Source organism: Gemmatimonadales bacterium (assembly GCA_035502185.1).
Lineage (GTDB): Bacteria > Gemmatimonadota > Gemmatimonadetes > Gemmatimonadales > JACORV01 > Fen-1245.
The window spans coordinates 70,964-90,609 of the sequence record DATJUT010000050.1 but is presented as its reverse complement, the minus strand read 5'-3'; the positions used below and the strand labels follow the sequence as shown (position 1 = coordinate 90,609).

At 74.4% G+C, this 19,646-nt stretch carries 21 protein-coding genes; all 21 read left to right on the top strand.

Annotated features, from left to right (window positions below; translation table 11 throughout):
* The first annotated feature begins 76 nt into the window (after nucleotides 1-76).
* The 21 genes from VMF70_06985 (at nucleotide 77) to rsmA (ending at nucleotide 19,640) form a co-directional block, all read left to right on the top strand.
* Nucleotides 77-709: a carboxymuconolactone decarboxylase family protein gene (locus VMF70_06985; protein ID HTT67755.1), complete on the top strand. Its 633-nt coding sequence runs from the start codon at nucleotides 77-79 to the stop codon at nucleotides 707-709.
* A 3-nt stretch (nucleotides 710-712) separates the two neighbouring features.
* A complete protein-coding gene (obgE, locus tag VMF70_06980; protein HTT67754.1) occupies nucleotides 713-1,717 on the top strand; it encodes a GTPase ObgE in 1,005 nt (334 codons plus the stop codon).
* The gene (gene dprA / locus VMF70_06975) at nucleotides 1,714-2,634 is read left to right on the top strand and encodes a DNA-processing protein DprA (protein HTT67753.1); all 921 of its coding nucleotides are present in this window, start codon (nucleotides 1,714-1,716) and stop codon (nucleotides 2,632-2,634) included. The genes obgE and dprA overlap by 4 nt, the downstream gene beginning before the upstream one ends.
* 55 nt (nucleotides 2,635-2,689) lie before the next feature.
* Nucleotides 2,690-3,820, top strand: a complete 1,131-nt coding sequence (gene hemW, locus VMF70_06970; protein ID HTT67752.1) for a radical SAM family heme chaperone HemW — start codon at nucleotides 2,690-2,692, stop codon at nucleotides 3,818-3,820.
* 31 nt (nucleotides 3,821-3,851) lie between these two features.
* Nucleotides 3,852-4,886 carry a heat-inducible transcriptional repressor HrcA gene (gene hrcA, locus VMF70_06965; protein ID HTT67751.1) on the top strand — a complete coding sequence of 345 codons (1,035 nt, stop codon included), beginning with the start codon at nucleotides 3,852-3,854 and terminating at the stop codon, nucleotides 4,884-4,886.
* A gap of 7 nt (nucleotides 4,887-4,893) precedes the next feature.
* Nucleotides 4,894-6,108 carry a molecular chaperone DnaJ gene (gene dnaJ / locus VMF70_06960; GenBank protein HTT67750.1) on the top strand — a complete coding sequence of 405 codons (1,215 nt, stop codon included), beginning with the start codon at nucleotides 4,894-4,896 and terminating at the stop codon, nucleotides 6,106-6,108.
* Entirely contained in the window at nucleotides 6,105-6,842 is a 738-nt protein-coding gene (locus tag VMF70_06955; GenBank protein ID HTT67749.1) for an RsmE family RNA methyltransferase, read from the top strand. The genes dnaJ and VMF70_06955 overlap by 4 nt, the downstream gene beginning before the upstream one ends.
* Nucleotides 6,843-7,048: 206 nt before the next feature.
* Complete coding sequence (locus VMF70_06950; protein HTT67748.1) at nucleotides 7,049-7,390, top strand: histidine triad nucleotide-binding protein; 342 nt, start codon at nucleotides 7,049-7,051, stop codon at nucleotides 7,388-7,390.
* A 104-nt stretch (nucleotides 7,391-7,494) separates the two neighbouring features.
* Nucleotides 7,495-7,686 (top strand): 30S ribosomal protein S21, encoded by a 192-nt coding sequence (rpsU, locus tag VMF70_06945; protein ID HTT67747.1) that lies wholly within the window; start codon nucleotides 7,495-7,497, stop codon nucleotides 7,684-7,686.
* Nucleotides 7,676-8,122, top strand: a complete 447-nt coding sequence (locus VMF70_06940; protein HTT67746.1) for a GatB/YqeY domain-containing protein — start codon at nucleotides 7,676-7,678, stop codon at nucleotides 8,120-8,122. Before rpsU ends, VMF70_06940 begins: the two co-directional genes overlap by 11 nt.
* The gene (locus tag VMF70_06935) at nucleotides 8,119-10,203 is read left to right on the top strand and encodes a hypothetical protein (protein HTT67745.1); all 2,085 of its coding nucleotides are present in this window, start codon (nucleotides 8,119-8,121) and stop codon (nucleotides 10,201-10,203) included. The genes VMF70_06940 and VMF70_06935 overlap by 4 nt, the downstream gene beginning before the upstream one ends.
* A 37-nt stretch (nucleotides 10,204-10,240) precedes the next feature.
* A complete protein-coding gene (gene dnaG / locus VMF70_06930) occupies nucleotides 10,241-12,022 on the top strand; it encodes a DNA primase (GenBank protein ID HTT67744.1) in 1,782 nt (593 codons plus the stop codon).
* 21 nt (nucleotides 12,023-12,043) lie between these two features.
* Nucleotides 12,044-12,748 (top strand): hypothetical protein, encoded by a 705-nt coding sequence (locus VMF70_06925; protein HTT67743.1) that lies wholly within the window; start codon nucleotides 12,044-12,046, stop codon nucleotides 12,746-12,748.
* Nucleotides 12,735-14,459, top strand: coding sequence for a single-stranded-DNA-specific exonuclease RecJ (gene recJ / locus VMF70_06920; protein HTT67742.1), 1,725 nt, complete (start codon nucleotides 12,735-12,737; stop codon nucleotides 14,457-14,459). Before VMF70_06925 ends, recJ begins: the two co-directional genes overlap by 14 nt.
* Before the next feature lie 2 nt (nucleotides 14,460-14,461).
* Nucleotides 14,462-14,980, top strand: coding sequence for a 16S rRNA (guanine(966)-N(2))-methyltransferase RsmD (rsmD, locus tag VMF70_06915; protein ID HTT67741.1), 519 nt, complete (start codon nucleotides 14,462-14,464; stop codon nucleotides 14,978-14,980).
* Nucleotides 14,977-15,462, top strand: coding sequence for a pantetheine-phosphate adenylyltransferase (gene coaD, locus VMF70_06910; protein ID HTT67740.1), 486 nt, complete (start codon nucleotides 14,977-14,979; stop codon nucleotides 15,460-15,462). The genes rsmD and coaD overlap by 4 nt, the downstream gene beginning before the upstream one ends.
* Nucleotides 15,459-16,457, top strand: a complete 999-nt coding sequence (locus VMF70_06905; GenBank protein ID HTT67739.1) for a phosphate acyltransferase — start codon at nucleotides 15,459-15,461, stop codon at nucleotides 16,455-16,457. The genes coaD and VMF70_06905 overlap by 4 nt, the downstream gene beginning before the upstream one ends.
* Complete coding sequence (locus tag VMF70_06900) at nucleotides 16,457-16,792, top strand: STAS domain-containing protein (GenBank protein HTT67738.1); 336 nt, start codon at nucleotides 16,457-16,459, stop codon at nucleotides 16,790-16,792. Before VMF70_06905 ends, VMF70_06900 begins: the two co-directional genes overlap by 1 nt.
* A gap of 7 nt (nucleotides 16,793-16,799) precedes the next feature.
* On the top strand, nucleotides 16,800-17,267 hold the full coding sequence (locus VMF70_06895) for an ATP-binding protein (GenBank protein ID HTT67737.1): 468 nt from the start codon (nucleotides 16,800-16,802) through the stop codon (nucleotides 17,265-17,267).
* Nucleotides 17,171-18,862 carry a GAF domain-containing SpoIIE family protein phosphatase gene (locus VMF70_06890; protein ID HTT67736.1) on the top strand — a complete coding sequence of 564 codons (1,692 nt, stop codon included), beginning with the start codon at nucleotides 17,171-17,173 and terminating at the stop codon, nucleotides 18,860-18,862. The genes VMF70_06895 and VMF70_06890 overlap by 97 nt, the downstream gene beginning before the upstream one ends.
* 1 nt (nucleotide 18,863) lies before the next feature.
* Nucleotides 18,864-19,640, top strand: coding sequence for a 16S rRNA (adenine(1518)-N(6)/adenine(1519)-N(6))-dimethyltransferase RsmA (gene rsmA / locus VMF70_06885; GenBank protein ID HTT67735.1), 777 nt, complete (start codon nucleotides 18,864-18,866; stop codon nucleotides 19,638-19,640).
* The last annotated feature ends 6 nt before the right edge of the window (nucleotides 19,641-19,646 follow it).

Sequence of the window (19,646 nt, the reverse complement as noted above, 5' to 3'; positions counted from 1 at the left end):
AGATCCGGCCCCACCGGCCGGCATTCGTGCCGTGCCGCAACGAAACGGTCGCGGACCCGGCGGCGGGCCAGCTAGCGTGACGGCCGTGCTCGATCCCGCGACGCGCGCCCTGGTGCGGGTCGCTCTCGGCCTGGCGCACGCCTCCGAGGCGCGGCTCGGCGAGTGGCTGGAGGAGGCCGGCCGCGCCGGCACTCCGCCGCTGTGGCTCGACGAGCTGCTGATCTCCAGCCTGCTCTACGTCGGCTATCCGCGCGCGCTGGTGGCGCTGGCCGTGTTCCGGCGGCTGGTGCCTGCGGCCGCCGCGGGGGCGGAGCCGGCGGACTACGAGCGGTGGCGCGAGTGGCGGGAGCGCGGCGAGGCGACCTGTCGCGCGGTGTACGGCAAGCACTACGATCAGCTGCGGGTGAACGTGCGCGCCCTGCATCCGGCGCTCGAGCAGTGGATGATCGTGGACGGCTACGGCAAGACGCTCGGCCGGCCCGGCCTGGACCTGAGGCGCCGGGAGCTGTGCTCGATCGCGATGCTGATCCCGCAACAGGTCCCGCGCCAGCTGGTTTCGCACTTGCGGGGCGCGCTCAACGCGGGCGCCGCCGCGGCCGAGGTGGACGAGGTGCTCGAGCTGGCGGGCGAGGCGGGCGTCTTCCCGGAGGTCCTCGCCTTGGCCCGGGACCTGTGGCGGGAGCTGCGGGACACGCGGCGGCACGACTGAGCCATGTTCATCGACGAGGTGGTCATCGAGGTGGTGGCCGGCGACGGCGGCTCCGGGATGGCCGCGTTCCGGCGGGAGAGCCGCGTGCCGAAGGGCGGCCCCTCGGGCGGCGACGGCGGGCGCGGGGGCAGCGTGCACGTGGTCGCCGATCCGCAGCTCTGGACCCTGCTCGACTACACCTACCATACGCGCTGGGTGGCGGAGTCCGGCCAGCACGGCGGCCCGTCGCAGCAGAGCGGGCGCTCGGCCGCCGACCTCGCGCTGCCGGTGCCGCTCGGCACCGAGGTGCGCGACGCCGCCACGGGCGCGCTGCTGGGCGAGGTCGTGCGCCCGGGCGACTCCTTCGTGGTGGCGCAGGGCGGACGGGGCGGCCTCGGCAACGCGCACTTCGCGACGCCGACCCGTCAGGCGCCGCATCACTACCAGCCCGGCGAGGACGGAGAGCGGCGGACCATCCGGCTCACGCTCAAGCTGATCGCCGACGTGGGCCTCCTGGGCGAGCCGAACGCGGGCAAGAGCACGCTGCTCGCGGCCGTCACGGCGGCCCGGCCGAAGATCGCCGACTATCCGTTCACGACGCTCGAGCCCAACCTCGGGGTCGTCCAGCTGAGCGATCACCGCAGCTTCGTGGTGGCCGACCTGCCGGGGATCATCGAGGGGGCGCACCAGGGGAAGGGGCTCGGCCTGAAGTTCCTGCGCCACGTCGAGCGCACCCGCGTGCTGGTCTGCATGATCCCGCTCGACGCGCCCGATCCGGGCGCGTCCTACGCCATGGTGCGGGGCGAGCTGGAGCGGTGGTCGCCGGCCCTGGCGGCGAAGCCGCACTGCGTGGCCTGGACCAAGAGCGACCTGGTGGCGGACGCCGGCGCCCTCGGGCTGCCCGCGACGCCGGCGGCGTTCGCGCAGTTCGTGATCTCCTCCGTCTCGCACCGCGGCCTGGACGAGCTGCTCGAAGCGCTGTGGCAGAGGCTGGCCCGCGAGCGGCAGGAGGTCGAGGCGGCGACGTGACGGCCGCGGTGGCCGGCTCCGCGATCCTCCGGCTCACCCGGGACGATCCGCTCTTCCCCAAGTCGCTGCTGGTGCTGCGGGAGCCGCCCGACGCGCTGTACGCGCTCGGGGACCTCTCGCTGCTCGCGCGGCCGCTGGTGGCGATCGTCGGGAGCCGCACGCCCACGACCTACGGCGCCCGGGTGGCGTACCAGGCGGCGCAGGCGGCCGCGCGCGCCGGCCTGGTGGTGGTGAGCGGCATGGCGCGGGGGCTCGACACGCGCGCCCACCGCGGGGCGCTCGACGCCGGCGGCAAGACCATCGCCGTGCTGGGGAGCGGCGTGGACGTTCCCTATCCGCGCAGCAACTGCGACCTCTACGCCGATGTGCGGGGCGCGGGGCTCCTGGTGAGCGAGCAGCAGCCGGGCACCGCGCCGCACCAGGGCTCGTTCCCGCAGCGCAACCGCATCATCGCCGGCCTCGCCGCCTGCCTGCTGGTCGTCGAGGGCCGGGTGAAGGGCGGGACCAGCAACACGGCCGAGTGGATGCTGAAGTGCGGCAAGCCCGTCCTCGCCGTGCCCGGCCGCATCGAGGACGAGGTGGCCCAGAACCCGAACCAGCTGATCAGCGAGGGCGCCACGCCGTACCTCGGTCCCCAGAGCCTGCTGGACCAGTTCGGCGTCACCTGGGAGGGCGTGGAGGAGGGCGAGCGGCGCGCCGCCGCCGCGCAGCTCGACGCCCTGCTCGGCACCTCCGCCGAGCTGCTGGGTGCGGAGGCGTCGGTGTTCGACGTGCTCACCCAGGAGCCGCTGCACGTGGATGCGATCGCGGCGCGCACGGCGCTCGCGCCGGGCCGGCTCCTCGCGGCCCTCTCGTCGCTGGAGATCAAGGGGCTCGCGGTGCAGCTGCCGGGGAAGCACTTCGTGCTGGCGTCGTGAACGCGCGCGGTGGCCTCGGGGTGACGCCGCCCGGGTGCGGGCGGCGCGCCGGACGATGACGACGTCGGAGCCGCCTCCGCCGGCGCACGTCTACGTCCACGTTCCCTTCTGCGCGCGGCGCTGCACCTACTGCGACTTCAGCATCGCCGTCAGGCGCGAGCCGCCGGTCGCCGCGTTCCTGGGGGCGCTCGAGCTGGAGCTGGGGCGCCTCGGCCCGCCCGCGGACCCCGCCACGGTCTACCTCGGCGGGGGGACGCCGTCCTCGCTCGGCGCCGAGGGCGTCGCCCGCCTGGCGGCGCTGCTCGGCCTGAAGGGCGCGCCGGCCGAGTTCACCATCGAGGCCAACCCCGAGGACGTCACGCCGGAGGCGGTGCGCGGCTGGACGCGGGCCGGCGTCAACCGCCTCTCCCTCGGCGCCCAGTCGTTCGACGACGCGGTGCTGGCGTGGATGCACCGGACCCACCGCGCGGAGCGGATCGGGGAGGCCGTGCGCGCGGCGCGGCGGGGCGGCATCGGGAACGTCTCGCTCGACCTGATCTTCGCGCTCCCCGAGGAGCTGCGGCGCGACTGGAGGCGCGACCTCGACGCGGCGATCCGCCTGGAGCCGGACCACGTCTCGCTCTACGGGCTGACGGTCGAGCCGGGCACGGCGCTGTTCCGCCGGCAGGAGCGCGGCGAGCTCGCGCCGTGCTCCGAGCAGCGCTACGCGGACGAGTATCTCCACGCGCACCGGCGGCTGGCCGAGGCGGGCTTCGCCTTCTACGAGGTCTCGAACGCCGCCCGCGCCGGCCGGGAGGCCGTGCACAACCGCGCCTACTGGACGCTGGCGCCGTACCTCGGCGCAGGGCCGTCGGCGCACAGCTTCGACGGCGTGTCGCGGTGGTGGAACGAGCCGGCGTACGCGCGCTGGCTCCGGCTGCTGGCCCAGGGCCGCGCGCCGGTCGCGGGCCGCGAGATTCTCGGCGACCAGCAGCGGCGGCTGGAACGGATCTACCTCGGGCTCCGCACCGTCGAGGGCATCGTGCTGGAGGAGCCCGTGGCGGCGGCGTTCCGCCAGGCCATCGGCCGCTGGACGGCCGCCGGCTGGGCGGTCGTGGCGGAGGAGCGGGCCAACGGCGCCACGGAGCGCCTCCGTCTCACGCCCCAGGGATGGTTGCGGCTAGACGAGTTGGTGGCAACCATTTAAGTTGCTGCGGGACATAACGTTGACTCCAGCGATGGATTCCCTGAGCGAGCGGGAGCGCCGGGTTCTGGAAGCGATCGTCCAGAGCTACGTCGAGACCGCCGAGCCGGTGGGCAGCCGCACGGTCGCCCGCCGGTTCGGGCTCGGCGTGTCGCCGGCCACCGTTCGCAACGCGATGAGCGACCTCGAGGAAAAGGGATACCTGTTCCACCCGCATACGTCGGCGGGGCGGGTGCCCACCGACCGGGCGTACCGGCTGTACGTGGATTCCCTGATGCGGTCCCCCGCGCTCTCGACGGAGCAGGAGCGGCGGCTGCGCGTGGACCTGATCGCCGACGGGTCGGCCATCTCGGCGATCATTCACCGGGCGGCGCAGGTGTTGAGCGTGCTCACCCAGGAGCTGGGCGTGGCGGTCGCGCCCTCGCTGGATGCGGTGGTGCTCGAGCGGCTCGAGCTCCTGGCCGTCGCCGCCGACCGGCTGCTGCTGGTGCTCACGCTCAAGAGCGGCGTGGCTCGCACGATCTTCGTGCAGGTGCCCTCCACGCTGCCGGCCCAGGCGGTGGTGAACATCGCCGCCACGATGAACGACCGGCTCGCGGGGCTCACGCTCCGCGAGATCCGCCAGACGCTGCCCGAGCGGGTGCGCGACTCGGCCCGGACGGCGGCCGAGAGCGAGCTGCTGGACATCTTCGTCGCCACCGGGGACCAGCTGTTCGATCTGCCGGTTCCGACGGCGGAGGAGGTCGTCCTCGGGCGCACGTCGCTGCTGGCCGACCAGCCGGAGTTCGCGACCGGGCCGAAGATGCGGGAGCTGATCGAGCTCACGGAGCAGCGCGACGTGCTGCGCAAGGCGCTCGAGTCGCGGGCCCACGCGGTGGGTCTCACGGTCACCATCGGCGGCGAGAACGAGAGCGAGAGCCTGTCGCGGCTGACGCTGATCACGGCCCCGTACCGTTCCGGGCCGCTGTCCGGCGTGATCGGCGTGCTGGGCCCGACGCGCATGCCCTACGAGAAGGTGGTGACGCTCGTCGAGCACACCTCCAAGCTGGTCGGCGACCTGCTGCGATGACTCCACCGTGTGGGCGGGTAGCGTCGCGGGCGGCGCGAGGGATGCGCCCGGCGCCGGCTCGGCTTCCCCCGGCGCGATGAGCGATTTCTACGAGGTCCTGGGCGTGCCGCGCAACGCCGACGAGGCGGCGCTGAAGCGTGCCTACCGCAAGCTGGCGATGCAGTACCATCCCGACCGCAACAACGGCGACCGCCAGGCCGAGGCGAAGTTCAAGGAGCTGACCGAGGCGTACGAGGTCCTGCGCGATCCCCAGAAGCGCGCCCTGTACGACCGGTACGGGGAGGCGGGCCTGAGGGGCGGGGCGGGCCAGGCCTACGGGTTCCACCCCTTCGACCTGTCGGAGGCGCTGAACATCTTCATGCGCGACTTCGGCGGGTTCGGCGGCTTCGAGGAGATGTTCGGGGGGCGGGTGCACGGCGCTCAGGCCGACCGGCGGGGCAACGACCTGAAGGCGGCGGTGTCGGTGAGCCTGGTGGAGGTCGCCACCGGAACCAAGAAGACACTGAAGTACAAGGTGCTGGTGCCGTGCGAGACGTGCGGCGGCTCGGGCGCGAAGCCGGGCACGACGCCGCGGACCTGCCAGACCTGCGGCGGCAGCGGCGAGGTGCGGCGCGCGCAGCGGTCGTTCTTCGGCCAGTTCGTCTCGGTCTCGCCGTGCCCGACCTGCGCCGGCGAGGGGCGCGTCATCACCGAGGCGTGTCCGATCTGCCGGGGCGACGGGCGGACGCGGACCGACCGGACCGTGACGGTGGAGGTGCCGCCGGGCGTGTCGTCGTCGAACTACATCACGATGCGGCGGCAGGGGCATGCCGGCCCGCGGAGCGGGCCGCCCGGCGACCTGGTGGTGATGCTGGAGGTCGAGGAGGACGATCGGTTCCAGCGGCACGGCGACGACCTGATCTACGACCTGCCGCTGTCGTTCAGCCAGGCGGCGCTCGGGACCGAGGTCGCGGTGCCGACGCCGTACGGGGACGAGTCGCTCGCCGTCCCGCCGGGGACGCAGCCCGGCACGGTGCTGCGGCTCAAGGGGCGGGGCCTGCCGCACCTGGGATCGGGCGGCAAGGGCGACCTGCACGTGCGGATCGGCATCTGGACGCCCGACCGCCTGACGCCGGAGATGGAGCGGCTGTTCCGGGAGCTGTCGCACCACGAGGGCGAGCCGCCGGCGGGGCGGGTCGGCCGGTCCTTCTGGGACCGCATGAAGGACGCGCTGGGCGCGTGAGCCTGCGCGGTCTGGCGCCGCCCGCTGCGACGGTGGTCGCGCGCGGGCCGTTCCTGGCCGGCGGCGTCGTGATCCTGGACGAGGCCGAGGCCCACCACCTCGCCGTGCGCCGCGTCGGGGACGGCGCGCTGATCCGGCTGGTGGACGGGCGGGGCGGCGTGGCGACGGCGCGGGTGAGCGAGGAGAACCAGGTGATCGTGGCGCGGGTGATCGCGACCGCGTCCATCGGTGCGCCGCCCGTGACGGAGCTGCTGCTCGGCGCCGGCGACCGCGACCGCTTCCTGAGCGCGGTGGAGAAGGCGACCGAGCTCGGGGCGACGCGGATCGTGCCGGTGGTGAGCGAGCGGGCCGCGGGGGTGGCGACGCGCTTCCAGGCCGCCCACGTGGAGCGGGCGACGGCGCGGGCCCGGGAGGCGGTGAAGCAGTGCGGCGTCTCGTGGGCCCCGGCGATCGGGGCGCCCGTGGCGCTGGGGGAGGCCCTGCGGCCGCACCCGGCGGGCGTCGTGCGCCTGGTCGCCGACCTCGAGGGCGGGCCGATGCCGGGGTTGCGGGAGGGCGATGCGGTGCAGTGGTTGATCGGTCCCGAGGGCGGGTTCAGCGACGCGGAGCTGATGCTGGTGCGCAGCGCCGGCTTCCGTCCGGTCGCGCTGGGCCGGGCGACGCTGCGCTTCGACACCGCGGCGGCGGCGGCGCTGGTGGTGACGTGGATGATGAGGGGAAGGGGAGAGGCGTGACGGGGGTGAGGAGTGAGAGGTGAGAGGTTAGGGTGAGAAGTGAGCGGCCGCGGCGTGAGAAGTGAGCGGCGACGGCGTGAGAAGTGAGCGGCAAGGGCCTGAGAAGTGAGCGGTTTCTTCTCACCACTCACGTGACCTCTCGCTGCTCACTTGAACGTCCCACCTCTCGCGTCTCACTCCTCACGCCATTCTTGATCGGAGGTTCCATGAGCACCGACTGCCTCTTCTGCAGGATCGTCAAGGGCGACGCCACGGCCGACGTCGTCTACCGCACGCCGACGCTCGTCGCCATCCGGGACATCAACCCCCAGGCGCCGACCCACGTCCTCGTGATCCCGACCGAGCACGTCGAGACGCTGAACGACACGGCCGACGGCGATTTCCTGGGCGGCCTCCTGGTGGCGGCCGCCGAGGTGGCCCGGCGCGAGCGGCTGGACGTGCGCGGCTACCGCGTGGTGATCAACAACAAGGCCGAGTCCGGGCAGACGGTGCCGCACATCCACCTGCACGTGCTGGGCGGGCGGGCGATGAAGTGGCCGCCGGGCTAGGGGCCCCGGGCGGCCCGCCGCTCACTTGTCGTGGGCGTGGAACTCGCGTAGCTTATTTGGGTTACGCCAGATAGCCGTGCCCCTCAACCACGGGCGGTCGTCGCATGCCGGAAGTGATCATCCACGAAGACGAGAACTTCGAGCGCGCGCTCAAGCGTTTCAAGAAGAAGTGCGAGAAGGCGGGCATTCTCTCGGATCTTCGCAAGCATCGCCATTACGAGAAGCCGAGCGAGCGCCGGAAGCGGAAGATGAACGCTGCGCGCCGCAAGAACCGCCGCAGCAGAAGTGAACGGTAGTCTCGCCGAGCGACTCCGCGCCGCGCTGAATGCGGCCCGCAAGGAACGCGATCAGGACCGCACCCTCCTCCTCTCCACCATTCTGTCGGACGTCCGGAACCGGGAAATCGAGCTCGCCAGGCCGCTCGACGACGCCGACGTCGTCGAGGTGCTGCGCCGCGGCATCAAGCGCCGCCGCGAGTCGGTGGAGGCGTACACCGCCGGCAAGCGCCAGGAGCTGGCCGACCGCGAGGCGCGGGAGGTCGCGGCCCTCGAGGCCTTCGTGCCCCCGGGCCTCTCGGACGACGAGATCCGCGGCGCCGTGCGCGAGGCGATCGGCTCCGGCGCCAAGGACCTGGGCGCGCTGATGGGGAAGGTGATGCCCCTCTTCAAGGGCCGGGCCGACGGCAAGACCGTCAACCGCATCGCCCGAGAGGAACTCGCCGCGGCGTCATGACCCTGGGGTTCTCGGAGTCCGCGCTCGCCGCCATCGAGTTTCCCGCCGCGCTCGATCTCGTCGCTCAGCACGCCATCTCGCCCCTCGGCGCCGACCGTGTCCGCGCCCTCCGTCCCCAGTCGGACCCGTGGCTCGTGGGCCACGAGCTCGAGCGCGTCGCCCAGTTCGTGGAGCGCCTCGAGGCCGGCGACGACGTCGCGCCCGAGGCGTTCCCCGACGTGGGCGCCGCGCTGGGCCGGCTGCGGCTCGAGGGCTCGGTGCTCGAGGGCGAGGAGCTCGCCCGGCTCGGCGTCGTGCTGACGGCCGTGCGCACCGTGCGCGGCCGCCTGGCCAGGGTCGAGCGCACGGCCCCCCTCGTGGCGGCGCTCGGCGTCGAGCCCCCGCCACGCCAGCTGGAGGACGCGCTGGTCACGGCCCTCGAGCCCGACGGCCTCGTCAAGGACGCGGCCTCGCGGGACCTCGCCCAGGCGCGCCGCGAGGTGCGCGAGGCGCGCGACGATCTCGTCCGGCGCCTGGCCGGCATCCTCGGATCGCTCGACTCGCGCCTGGTGCCGCCCGACGCCACGGCGACCGTGCGCGGCGGGCGCTACGTGATCCCGGTGCGGCGCGAAGCCCGGTCGCGGCTCGGCGGCATCGTGCACGACGAGTCGGCCACCCACGCCACCCTGTTCGTCGAGCCCGCCGAGGTCATCGAGCTGGGCAACCGCCTGCGCGAGGCCGAGGCGGCCGAGGCGCGGGAAGTGCTCCGCGTGCTGCGGCGCCTGACGGAGCTGCTGCGTCCCCAGGCGGACGCCGTCGCCGCCGGCTTCGAGATGCTGGTGGCCGTGGACTGCTGCGCGGCGCGCGCCTCGTTCGCGGCCCAGGCCGGCGCGTCGCGGCCGGCGGTGGTGGAGTGCGGCGCGGGAACCCTCGCGGTGGTGAAGGGCCGGCATCCGCTGCTCCTGGGCGACGAGCGTCACGTCGTGCCCTTCGACCTGGTCCTGGATCCCGAGGAGCGCGTGGTGCTCGTCTCCGGCCCCAACACCGGGGGCAAGACGGTGCTGCTCAAGGCCGTGGGCCTGATCGTGGCGCTGGCCCAGAGCGGTATCGTGCCGCCCGTGGGGCCGGGCACCCGGCTGCCCGTCTTCGCGGCGCTGTTCGCGGACATCGGCGACCGGCAGAGCATCCAGGAGAGCCTCTCCACCTTCAGCGCGCACGTCGCGGCGCTGCGGGAGGTGCTCGAGGGCGCCGACGGGAGGTCGATGGTGCTGCTCGACGAGCTGGGCACCGGCACCGATCCCGCCGAGGGCGCCGCCCTGGCCGGGAGCGCCCTGCGCGCGCTCGCGGCGCGCGGTGCCACCACGCTCGCGACCACGCACCTCGGCGCGCTGAAAGAGCTGGCTGCCGAGGAGCGCGGCATCGTGAACGCGTCGCTCCAGTTCGATGCCGCCACCCTCACGCCGACCTTCCGGTTCACCAAGGGGCTGCCGGGCCGATCGTACGGGCTCGCCATCGCCCGCCGGCTGGGCCTCGACGCCGCCGTCCTGGCCGAGGCCGAGCGGGCGCTGCCCGAAGGCACGCGCACGCTGGAGGCGACCCTCGCCGGGCTCGAGGCGCGCATCCAGGACTTGGGCCGGCGCGAAACCGAATTGGCCGCGCGGGCGGCCGAGGCCGAGAACCAGGTCGCGCGCCTGGCGCGCCGCGAGGAGGAGCTGGCGGCCCGGGAGCAGGAGATCCGCCGCACCGAGAAGACGCTCGAGCGTTCGGGCAAGCGCGCGATGAAGGAGTACCTGCTCGAGGCGCGCAGCGAGGTCGAGAAGGCGATCGCCGTGGCGCGACAGGAGCAGAAGGAGCGCGAGGCGCGCCGGCTGGTCGAGGAGGCCATCGCGGCGGTCGCCGCGGCGGAGAGCGTGGCCGCGGAGGCGTCGGCCGAGCCGGTGCCGCCCGGCCGGGCGGGGCCGGTCGCGCCGGGTGACCGCGTGAAGATCACCGCGCTCGGCGTCGAAGGCAGCCTGGAGAGCCTGCGCGGCGACCAGGCCACCGTCCTGGTCCGCGGGCGGCGCGTGCGCGTCCCGGCCGCGACCCTGGTGCCCGCCTCGTGACCGCCGGCAACCTGCCACCCGCCACCTGCAACCCGTCGTGATCGCCCCCGAGCTGATCGAGCAGATTCGCGACGCGGCCGACCCGGTCACGATCATCGGCGAGCACGTGGAGCTGAAGCGCACCGGCAGCGACTTCCGCGGTCCCTGCCCGTTCCACGGCGGCACGCACCGCAACTTCTCCGTGGTGCCGCGCAAGCAGATGTACCACTGCTTCGTGTGCCACGAGTCGGGCGACGTGTTCACGTTCTACATGAAGAAGTTCGGGATGGACTATCCCACGGCGGTGCGGGAGATCGCGGCCAAGGTGGGGATCGTGGTCCCCGAGGTGCGCACGGCCGGGCCCGATCCGAACGAGCCGCTGTACTCGGCGCTGGGCACCGCGGCCGACTGGTTCGCGCGCCGGCTCCGCGAGGGGGACGACGCGGCGGCGGCGCGCCGCTACCTCGACTCCCGCGGCTTCGACGAGACGGTGCGGGACCTCCACCAGCTCGGGTTCGCGCCGCCGGCGGGCGAGGAGCTGCTGGCGGCCCTGCGCAGCCTCGGCGTCGAGGACGCCGTCGTGCACCAGGCCGGCCTCCTGGTCGAGCGGGACGACAAGACGCTCGTGCCGCGGTTCCGCGGCCGGTTGATGTTCCCGATCGCCGACGTGCGCGGGCGGGTCGTGGGCTTCGGCGGCCGGATCATCGGGGACGGCGAGCCCAAGTACCTCAACTCGCCCGAGACCCCGGTCTTCCACAAGGGGACGCTGCTCTACGGGCTCGACCGGGCGCGCGGACCGATCCGCACCGCGGAGGCGGCGATCCTGGTCGAGGGATACTTCGACTCGATCCGCCTCCAGGCGGCCGGCGTCGCGAACGTGGTCGCGCCGCTCGGGACCGCGCTCACGCCGGAGCAGGCGCGGCTGCTGCGGCGCTACACCAAGCACGTGGTGCTGGTCTACGACGCGGACGCGCCGGGGCTCAAGTCCACGTTCCGGGCCGCCGACGAGCTGCTGCGCCAGGGGGCGAGCGTGAGCGTGGTGACCCTGCCGCCCGGCGAGGACCCCGACACGCTCGTCCGCCAGGGCGGCGCCGACGCCTTCGAGGCGCTGCTGGCCCAGGCCGTGGACGTGTTCGAGCGCAAGATCCAGCTGGTGGAGCGCAAGGGACTGCTGCGCACCCTCGAGGGCCGCCGGGAGGCGCTCGACCGGCTGCTCCCGACCGTCCGCGCGGCCCAGGACCCCATCACCCGGGAGCTGTACGTCGCCCGGGCCGCGGCGTGGAGCGGCGTGGCGAAGGACGTGCTCGAGCGGGAGGTCGGGCGGCTGGAAGCCCGCGCGCCGGGAAGTGCGGGTGCCCGGGCGGAGGGGGCCGTTCCCGGGCGGAGCGATGAGAGCGGAGCCCAGCCCCAGGCGCGGCCGGACGAGATCCCCATCGAGCGCACGCTGGTGCATGTGCTGCTGGCGACGCGCGAGCTGGTGCCGCGGGCGCGGGAGGCGGTGGCGAGCGGAGAATTCCGGCACCCCTGGTACCGCGCGATCGTCCAGGCGTTGTACGACGGCGCCGAGGAGCCCGCCGGGCGGGAGGCGCAGGCGGTGTGGGCGGAGCTCTCGGCCCTGCCTCCGGTGGAGCAGAATCCCGAAGAGGTGCTGGTGTCGTGCGTGTCGTGGATGCAGGACCGCCGGGCCAAGGAGCGGCGGGCGGAAATCGATCGCCTGATCGACCTCGCGCCGGCCGACGAGAAGGCGCGGCTGCTCGAGGAGAAGCGGGGGCTGGCGGCCGCCAGCGAGCCGCGGTTCGGCCGGAAGGCGTTCAAGTCCCAGCGGGAGCCGAAGTACTGAAGACCATGGAAAGGAGACGCGGTGCATCCTGATCTCGAGGCTCTTCTTGCGCTGCAGGAGCGCGACAAGAACGTGGGTGCGGTGAAGAAGGCGATGGACCAGCTGCTCCCGGCGGAGGCGGCGCTGGACGAGGAGCTGGGGGCGGCCACCAAGGCGCTCGAGGACGGCGAGCGCGCCGCGACGGGAGCGGAGACGCGCAAGGCGGAGCTGGAGGCGCGCATCGCCGGCTACAAGCGGTTGCAGGAGCAGCGGCGCCAGCAGCTCGATTACGTGCGGGGCGCGAAGGAGGCCTCGGCGCTGATGGCCGAGCTGGATCTCGCCCGCAGCGTGCTGGTGAAGGAGGAGACCGAGTACCTGCGCAGCGGCGACGCGATCGTCGAGGCGCAGAAGAAGGTCAAGGACGCGATCAAGGCCCACGAGGCGGTGGTGGCGCGGCAGACGGAGGCGCGGGCCGAGCTGGCCGCCAAGCGCGCCGAGCTGGCGGTGCAGCTGGAGGGGGCCGAGCGGGAGCGCGAGGCGGCGACCAAGACCGTCAAGCCGGCGTTGCTCGCCAGGTACGAGCGCATCCGCCGCGGCCGCGCGCCGGCCGCGCTGTACGCGCTCCATCAGGACGCGTGCGGGCACTGCCACACCGCCGTCCCGCTGCAGCGGCGCGTCCTCATCCAGCAGGGGCAGTCCATCGAGGGTTGCGAGGTGTGCGGCGTGCTGCTGTATGCCGAGGGGTGAGACCCTGGCGCGGCGCTGGCGGCTCGAGCCGGCGCCCGACCCGGCCCGTTCCGCCGCTCTCGCGCGCGATCTGGGCGTGCCCGCGCTGTTCGCGTCCCTGCTGGCGGGCCGCGGGCTCTCCGACGCTCCGGCGGCGCGCCGGTTCCTGAAGCCTTCCCGGGACGATCTGTGCGATCCCGCCCTGCTGCCCGACGCGGCGCCCGCCGTCGAGCGGATCGCCGGCGCCGTCAGGCGTGGCGAGACCATCCTGGTCCACGGTGACTACGACGCCGACGGCCAGTGCGCGGCCGCGATCGCGACCCGCGTGCTGCGGATGGCGGGCGCGCGCGTGGTGCCGTTCGTGCCGCACCGGCTGCGGGACGGCTACGACCTCTCGGCCGCCGGGATCGCGGCCGCCCGGGAAGCCGGCGCGAAGCTGATCCTGGCCCTCGACTGCGGCACCACCGCCGTGCAGGCGGTGGCCGACGCGCGCCGCGCCGGCAGCGACGTGGTGATCGTGGACCACCATCTGCCGGGCCCCGAGCCGCCGCCCGCGCTCGCGTTCGTGAACCCGCGCCGGCCGGACAGCGCCTATCCCTTTCCGGACCTGTGCGCGGCCGGCCTGGCCTTCAAGCTCGCCCAGCTCCTCGCTCCGGCCCTCGGCCTCGGCGCGGGCGCGCCGTGGCACTGCCTGGACCTCGTGGCGCTCGCGACCGTGGCCGACGTGGTGCCGCTGGCGGGCGAGAACCGGATCCTCGTGCGCCTGGGCCTCAAGCTGATGGGCGCCAGCCGCTGGCCCGGTCTCGCGGCGCTGGTCACCACCGCGGGCCTCGGGACGGCGCCGATCCGGGCGCTGCACCTCGCCTTCGTCCTCGGGCCGCGCCTCAACGCCGCAGGCCGCGTCGGCGACGCGAGCGACGGCCTGCGGCTCCTGCTGACCGACGACGACGCCGAGGCGTACCGGCTCGCGGCCCAGCTGGAGCGCCAGAACGGCGAGCGGCAGGCCCTCGACCAGCGCACGCTCGCCGAGGCCCTCGACGATTTGGGGGCGGTCTTCGACCCGGCGCGCGACGCGGGGGTCGTGCTGGCCCGGGACGGCTGGCACCCGGGCGTGGTCGGGGTGGTGGCGTCGAGGGTGGTCGAGCGCATCGCGAGGCCCGCGATCCTGGTCGCGTTCGACGGCGATTTGGGCAAGGGCTCGGGGCGCTCGGTGCCGGGCTGCGACCTGCACCGCGCCCTCGCGGACTGTGCGGGCCTGCTCGAGCGGTGGGGCGGGCACCGGATGGCGGGCGGCATCACGCTGCGGCGCGAGCGGCTCGACGCGTTCCGCGACGCCTTCAACCGGGCGTGCGCCGAGCAGGTCGCGCCGGGCGAGCTGGTGCCCAGCCAGCGGATCGACGCGGTCGTCAGCGTCCGCGACCTCACCCTCGAGCTGGAGCGGGCGCTGCACTGGCTCGAGCCGACCGGAATGGGCAACCCCGGTGCGGTGTTCGGCCTCGAGAACCTGCGGCTCGAGGGCGCGCCGCGCCCGGTCGGCACGGACCACGTGCGGCTGCTGCTGGCCGACGGCGCCGGCCGCCTCCCGGTGATCGCGTTCGGCATGCGCGAGGAGGTGGAGCGGGTGGTGGCGGGCTCGGGGGGCCCGTTCCGCGCGGCGGTCCGGCTGCAGCGGGACCGCTGGCAGGGACGCGAAGAGGTCGAGGGGCGGCTGGTGGCCTTCGAGGCGGCCTAGGGGTGCGCATCGTCGCGGGCGAATGGGGCGGGCGGCGCATCGAGTCGCCGCCGGACGCGCGGGCGCGGCCCACCACCGACCGCGTGCGGGAGGCGTGGATGGCGATCCTCGGCGAGCGGCTGCACGCGGCGGCCGTGGTCGACCTGTTCGCGGGGTCCGGCGCGATGGGTCTGGAGGCGCTGAGCCGAGGCGCGGCGCGCTGCGACTTCGTCGAGCTGTCGCCGCCGAGCCTCGCGGCGCTGCACCGCAACCTCGAAGCGCTCGGCGTGGCGCGGGGCCAGGCGACGGTGCACCGGGCCGACGCCCTGCGCTGGGCCGCCCGGCTCGGCGTGCTCGCGTTCGACGTGGCGTTCGCCGACCCTCCGTACACGACCGGGCACGCCTCCCGGATCGCCGCCCTCTTCCGGGAGCGGCCGTTCGCGCGCATTCTCGGCGTCGAGCACGACGTGCACGAGGACGTGGGGCCGGGCGAGGAGCGCCGCTACGGCCGCACCGTACTCACCTTTCTCGAGGCGCCATGACGCGACTCGCCGTCTACCCCGGCTCGTTCGACCCGATCACCCGCGGCCACGAGGACCTGATCCGGCGCGGTCTCGACATCGCGGACGGGGTGGTCGTGGCCGTCGCCACCCAGGCCGCCAAGCGGCCGCTGTTCACCACGGCCGAGCGCGTCCGGCTGGTGCGGGCCGTGCTGGGCAAGGTCCCGCGGCTCGAGGTGCGCACGTTCGACGGGCTGCTGGTGAACTTCGCGCGCACGATCGGCGCCCACCTCATCGTCCGCGGCCTGCGGTACGTCAGCGACTTCGAGTACGAGTACCAGATGGCGCTGATGAACCGGAAGCTGGCGCCGGACATCGAGACCCTGTTCCTGGTTCCCGCCTTCGACCTCACCTACCTGTCCAGCTCCCTGGTGCGGGAGGTGGCGCGGTTCGGCGGCGACGTGGGCGGGCTCGTGCACCCGACCGTCGAGAAGGCCCTGGCCGCGAAGTTCCGCCGCCGTTGAGCTCCTTCATCGAGACGCTGCTGGAGCGCGCCCGCCGCGCCCGGCGGCGGCTGGTGCTCTCCGAAGGCGAGGACGAGCGGGTGCGCGAGGCCGCGCGCGCGGCGGCCGCGTCCCGCCTCGCGGCCGTGACCCTCCTCGGGGACGACGGGGCCGCGGCCTGGGCGGCCCGCGAGGCCCCGCTGGTCTCCGTCCGCAACCCGTCCACCGATCCCGGCCTCGGCGCGGTGGCCGACCTCCTGGCGACGCGCAAGCCCGAGAAGGTGCCGGACCGCCGCGCGGGCCTCGACCTCGCGCGGGACCCGCTGCGCTTCGCGGCCGGCCTCGTGGCCCTCGGGGAGGCGGACGCCACGGTGGGCGGCGTGACGCACGCCACCGCCGACGTGCTGCGCGCCGCGCTGTGGGCCGTCGGCCCGGCGCCGGGCATCCGGACCGTCTCGAGCTGCTTCTACATGGTGACCGCCTCCTTCGGGGTGCTGACCTTCGCCGACTGCGGGGTGGTGCAGTACCCGACGGCCGAGCAGCTCGCCGAGATCGCGGTCGCGGCGGCGCGCGACCGGCGCCGGGTCGTGGGCGACGAGCCGGTGGTGGCGTTCCTCTCGCACTCGACCCGCGGGAGCGCGGAGGGCGAGAGCGTGGACCGGGTGCGGCAGGCCGTGGAGCGGTTCCGGGCGCTGGAGCCCGGCGTCGCCGCCGACGGCGAGCTGCAGGGCGACGCCGCCCTGGTGGACACGGTGGCCGCGCGGAAGGCGCCCGGGAGCACGGCGGCCGGACGCGCTAACGTCTTGGTATTCCCGGACCTTGACAGCGGGAACATTGCGTACAAACTGGTACAGCGCATAGCGCCGGCGCGGGCCCTCGGCCCCATCGTCCAGGGCCTCCTCCGGCCGTGCTCCGATCTCTCGCGCGGCGCCACGGCCGACGACATCGTCCTGGTCTCCGCCATCGCGCTGCTGCAATCGTCCGACGTCGTGGACGAGCCCACCTCGGAGGAGTGATGGCCTTCAACGTGCGGAAGCACCCCGGCGGCGTCCTGGTCATCGACGTGGATGGCCAGCTCATCGTGGGCAACCGGCAGGAGCTGAAGCAGCGGGTGCTCGACGCGCTGGAAGCGGGCGACCGCAAGTTCCTCATCGACTTCACCCGCACGGGCTACATCGACTCGTCCGGCCTCGGGGTGCTGGTCTCGCTCTCGAAGAAGATCCGCGACGAGGGCGGCGACCTCAGGCTCGCCGGCCTCAACGAGGACCTCAAGACGCTGTTCGAGCTCACCAAGCTCGACACGCTGTTCGCCATCACCGACTCGGCCGACCAGGCGCTGGCGGCGTTCTAGGGGCCGCGTGAGGCTCGCCGTCCAGCCGCTGCTCTCCGCGCCCGACCCCGGGCGGCAGGCCGAAGGGCTGGAGGCGGAGCTGCGGCTGACGCTGCCCAGCGACATCCGCCTGGTGGAGGACGTGGTCGACGTGGTGGCCCGGCACCTCGAAGAGCGGTTCGTGGACCGGCACAGCGTGCGCTTCAACCTCCGCGTGGCCCTGGCGGAGGCCCTGGTCAACGCCATCCTCTACGGCAACGGCGAGGACGACACCAAGGGGGTCGCCCTCCGGGTGCTGTTCGGCCGCCACGCCGTCGAGATGGAGGTCACCGACGAGGGGGACGGGTTCGACTACCGCTTCCTGCCCGATCCGACCCTGCCCGCCAACCGGCTGCGGCCGTGCGGCCGCGGCGTGTTCCTCATCCGCCAGCTGGTGGACGAGGTGCGCTTCAACGACACGGGGAATTCCATCTGCATGATCCTGCGGCGCACCTGAGCCGCCTGGATTCCGTACTCGCCGCACTGCGGGACCTGACCGGCGGTGCGGTCCGGCTGTGGCGCTCCGAGGCCGACCGCGTCCGGGGCATCGCCCTGTCGGGGGAGCACGGTGCGTGGTGGCCGGAGCTGGACGGCGACCAGGGCCACGCCCTCGCCACCCGCAACGGCCAGGCGTGGCTCGAGCCGGTGCCGGACGTGGCCGGCACCTGGATCCAGCTGGGGCCCGACGCCAGCGACCCCGCCACCCGGCCGGCGCGCGCCCACGCGGCGGCCCGGGTGATGGCCGAGCATTACGCGGCCGAGCGCGAGGCGGGACAGGTCGCCTCGGAGCTGGCCGGCCGGTACGAAGAGATCAACCTGCTGTACACGATCAGCGAGGTCCTCGGGCGTACCGTGCAGCTCGAGGAGGCGGCGCGCATCATCGTCAAGGAGGTGTCCGACGTCGTGGGCGCGCGCCGCGCCTCGATCATGGCCTACGACCCCGGCGCCGAGGTGCTGCGGGTGGTGGCCGGCCGCGGCCTCGACGTGGCGCAGCTCGGCCCGGTGGCGGTGGACGACGATTGCAGCGTGGCGGCGCGGGTGTTCCGGGACAGCGCCGCGATCACCTACGACCCGCGCGACGCCACCCCGAGCCCCGGCTGCCCGGGCGGGCGGACCTACCGCGGCGAGTCGTTCCTCTCGGTGCCCATTCTCTACGCCGGCGCCGGCGGGCCGCCGCGGCCGGTGGGCGTCATCAACCTGACCGACCGGCTCGGCGAGGACGCGTTTTCCGCCGGCGACCAGAAGCTGGTGACCGCGATCGCCAGCCAGGTCGGCGCCGCCATCGAGAACGCGCGGCTGGTGCGCGAGGAGCGCAACCGCGAGCGGCTCTCCACCGAGCTGAAGCTGGCCCACCATCTCCAGCTCGCCCTGCTGCCCGGACCCTCGCTGCTGGCCTCGGCCGGCGACGTGGGCGCCCGCTGCCAGCCCGCCGAATCGGTGGGCGGCGACTTCTACAAGCTCATCCCGCTCGGCGCCCGGCGCCTGGGCGTGCTGATCGGCGACGTGTCGAGCCACGGGATCGGCGCGGCCCTCCTGATGGCGAACGCCATCTCGGCCGCCACGGTCGTCGCCCAGTCGGCCCCGACGCCGCAGGAGGCGCTGCACCGGCTGCTCGGCGTGATGGGCGACGAGCTGACGCGAACCGAGATGTTCATCTCGCTGTTCTACGGCGTCGTGGACTCGGAGCAGGGCACGCTGACCTACGCGAACGCGGGCCATCCCTACGCGTTCCTCCTGCCGGTGGACGGCGGCGCACCCCGGCGGCTGCGGGCCACGGCGCCGCCGTTCGGCCTGGCGCCCGGCGGCGTGATCGGCGGGGCCAAGTGCCCGTGGCGGACGCGCGAGGACCTGCTGTGCCTGTTCACCGACGGGCTCACCGAGTCGCGCAGCCCCTCCGGCGAGGCTTACGGGGAGCGGCGGCTGCTGGAGACCGTGCGCCGCCACGAGGCGCGGCCCGCCCCCGAAATCGTGGACGCCGTCTTCCAGGACGTGGCGGAGTTCTCCGGCTACGTCGCCCAGGACGACCGCACGCTCGTGCTGCTGCGCTGCTGACGTGGGGGCCCGGCTCGGCCAGCACTTCCTCTTCGACCCGTCCATCCTGCGCCGGATCGCCGCGGCGGCCGTCGCCGGGCCCGACGACGTGGTGCTGGAGATCGGCCCGGGGAAGGGCACCCTGACCCGGGAGCTGGCCGCGCTGGCGCGCCGGGTCGTCGCCATCGAGGCGGACCGCGCCCTGGCGGCGGCGCTGGCCGCGGAGTGCCGCGGCACGGGCGTCACGGTGGTGACCGGCGACGCCCTGAAGACCCCGTGGCCCCGCGCCACGGTCGTGTGCGGCAACATCCCCTACCGGATCACCTCGCCGCTGATCGATCGCGCGCTCCGCCCGCCGCGGCCCGAGCGGATCGTGTTCCTGGTGCAGGCCGAGGTCGCCGCGCGCCTCGCGGCGTCGCCCGGGGCGAACGAATACGGGGCGCTCACCGCCGGCGTGCGGCTCGTCGCCTCGGTGGAGCGGCTGTTCGGCGTGCCGGCGGGCGCGTTCCGGCCGCGGCCGCGCGTGGAATCGGCGGTGGTCCGGCTGGTGCCGCGGCCCGCGCCGCTGGTGGACTCCGAGGAGGAGGAGCGCCGGGTGCGCGGCGTGATCCGGGCGCTGTTCCAGCGGCGCCGCCAGCAGCTCGGCCGCTCGGTGCGCGAGGCGTTCGGCGTCGCCCGCTCCGAGGTGGCGGGCCTGCTCGAGGGCGCGGGCGTCGACCCCGCGGCGCGGGTCGAGGTGCTCGCGCCCGAGCGGTTCGTGGCCCTTGCTCGAGCCTTGGGGCCCCGTCTAGCTTCGTGAATTCCT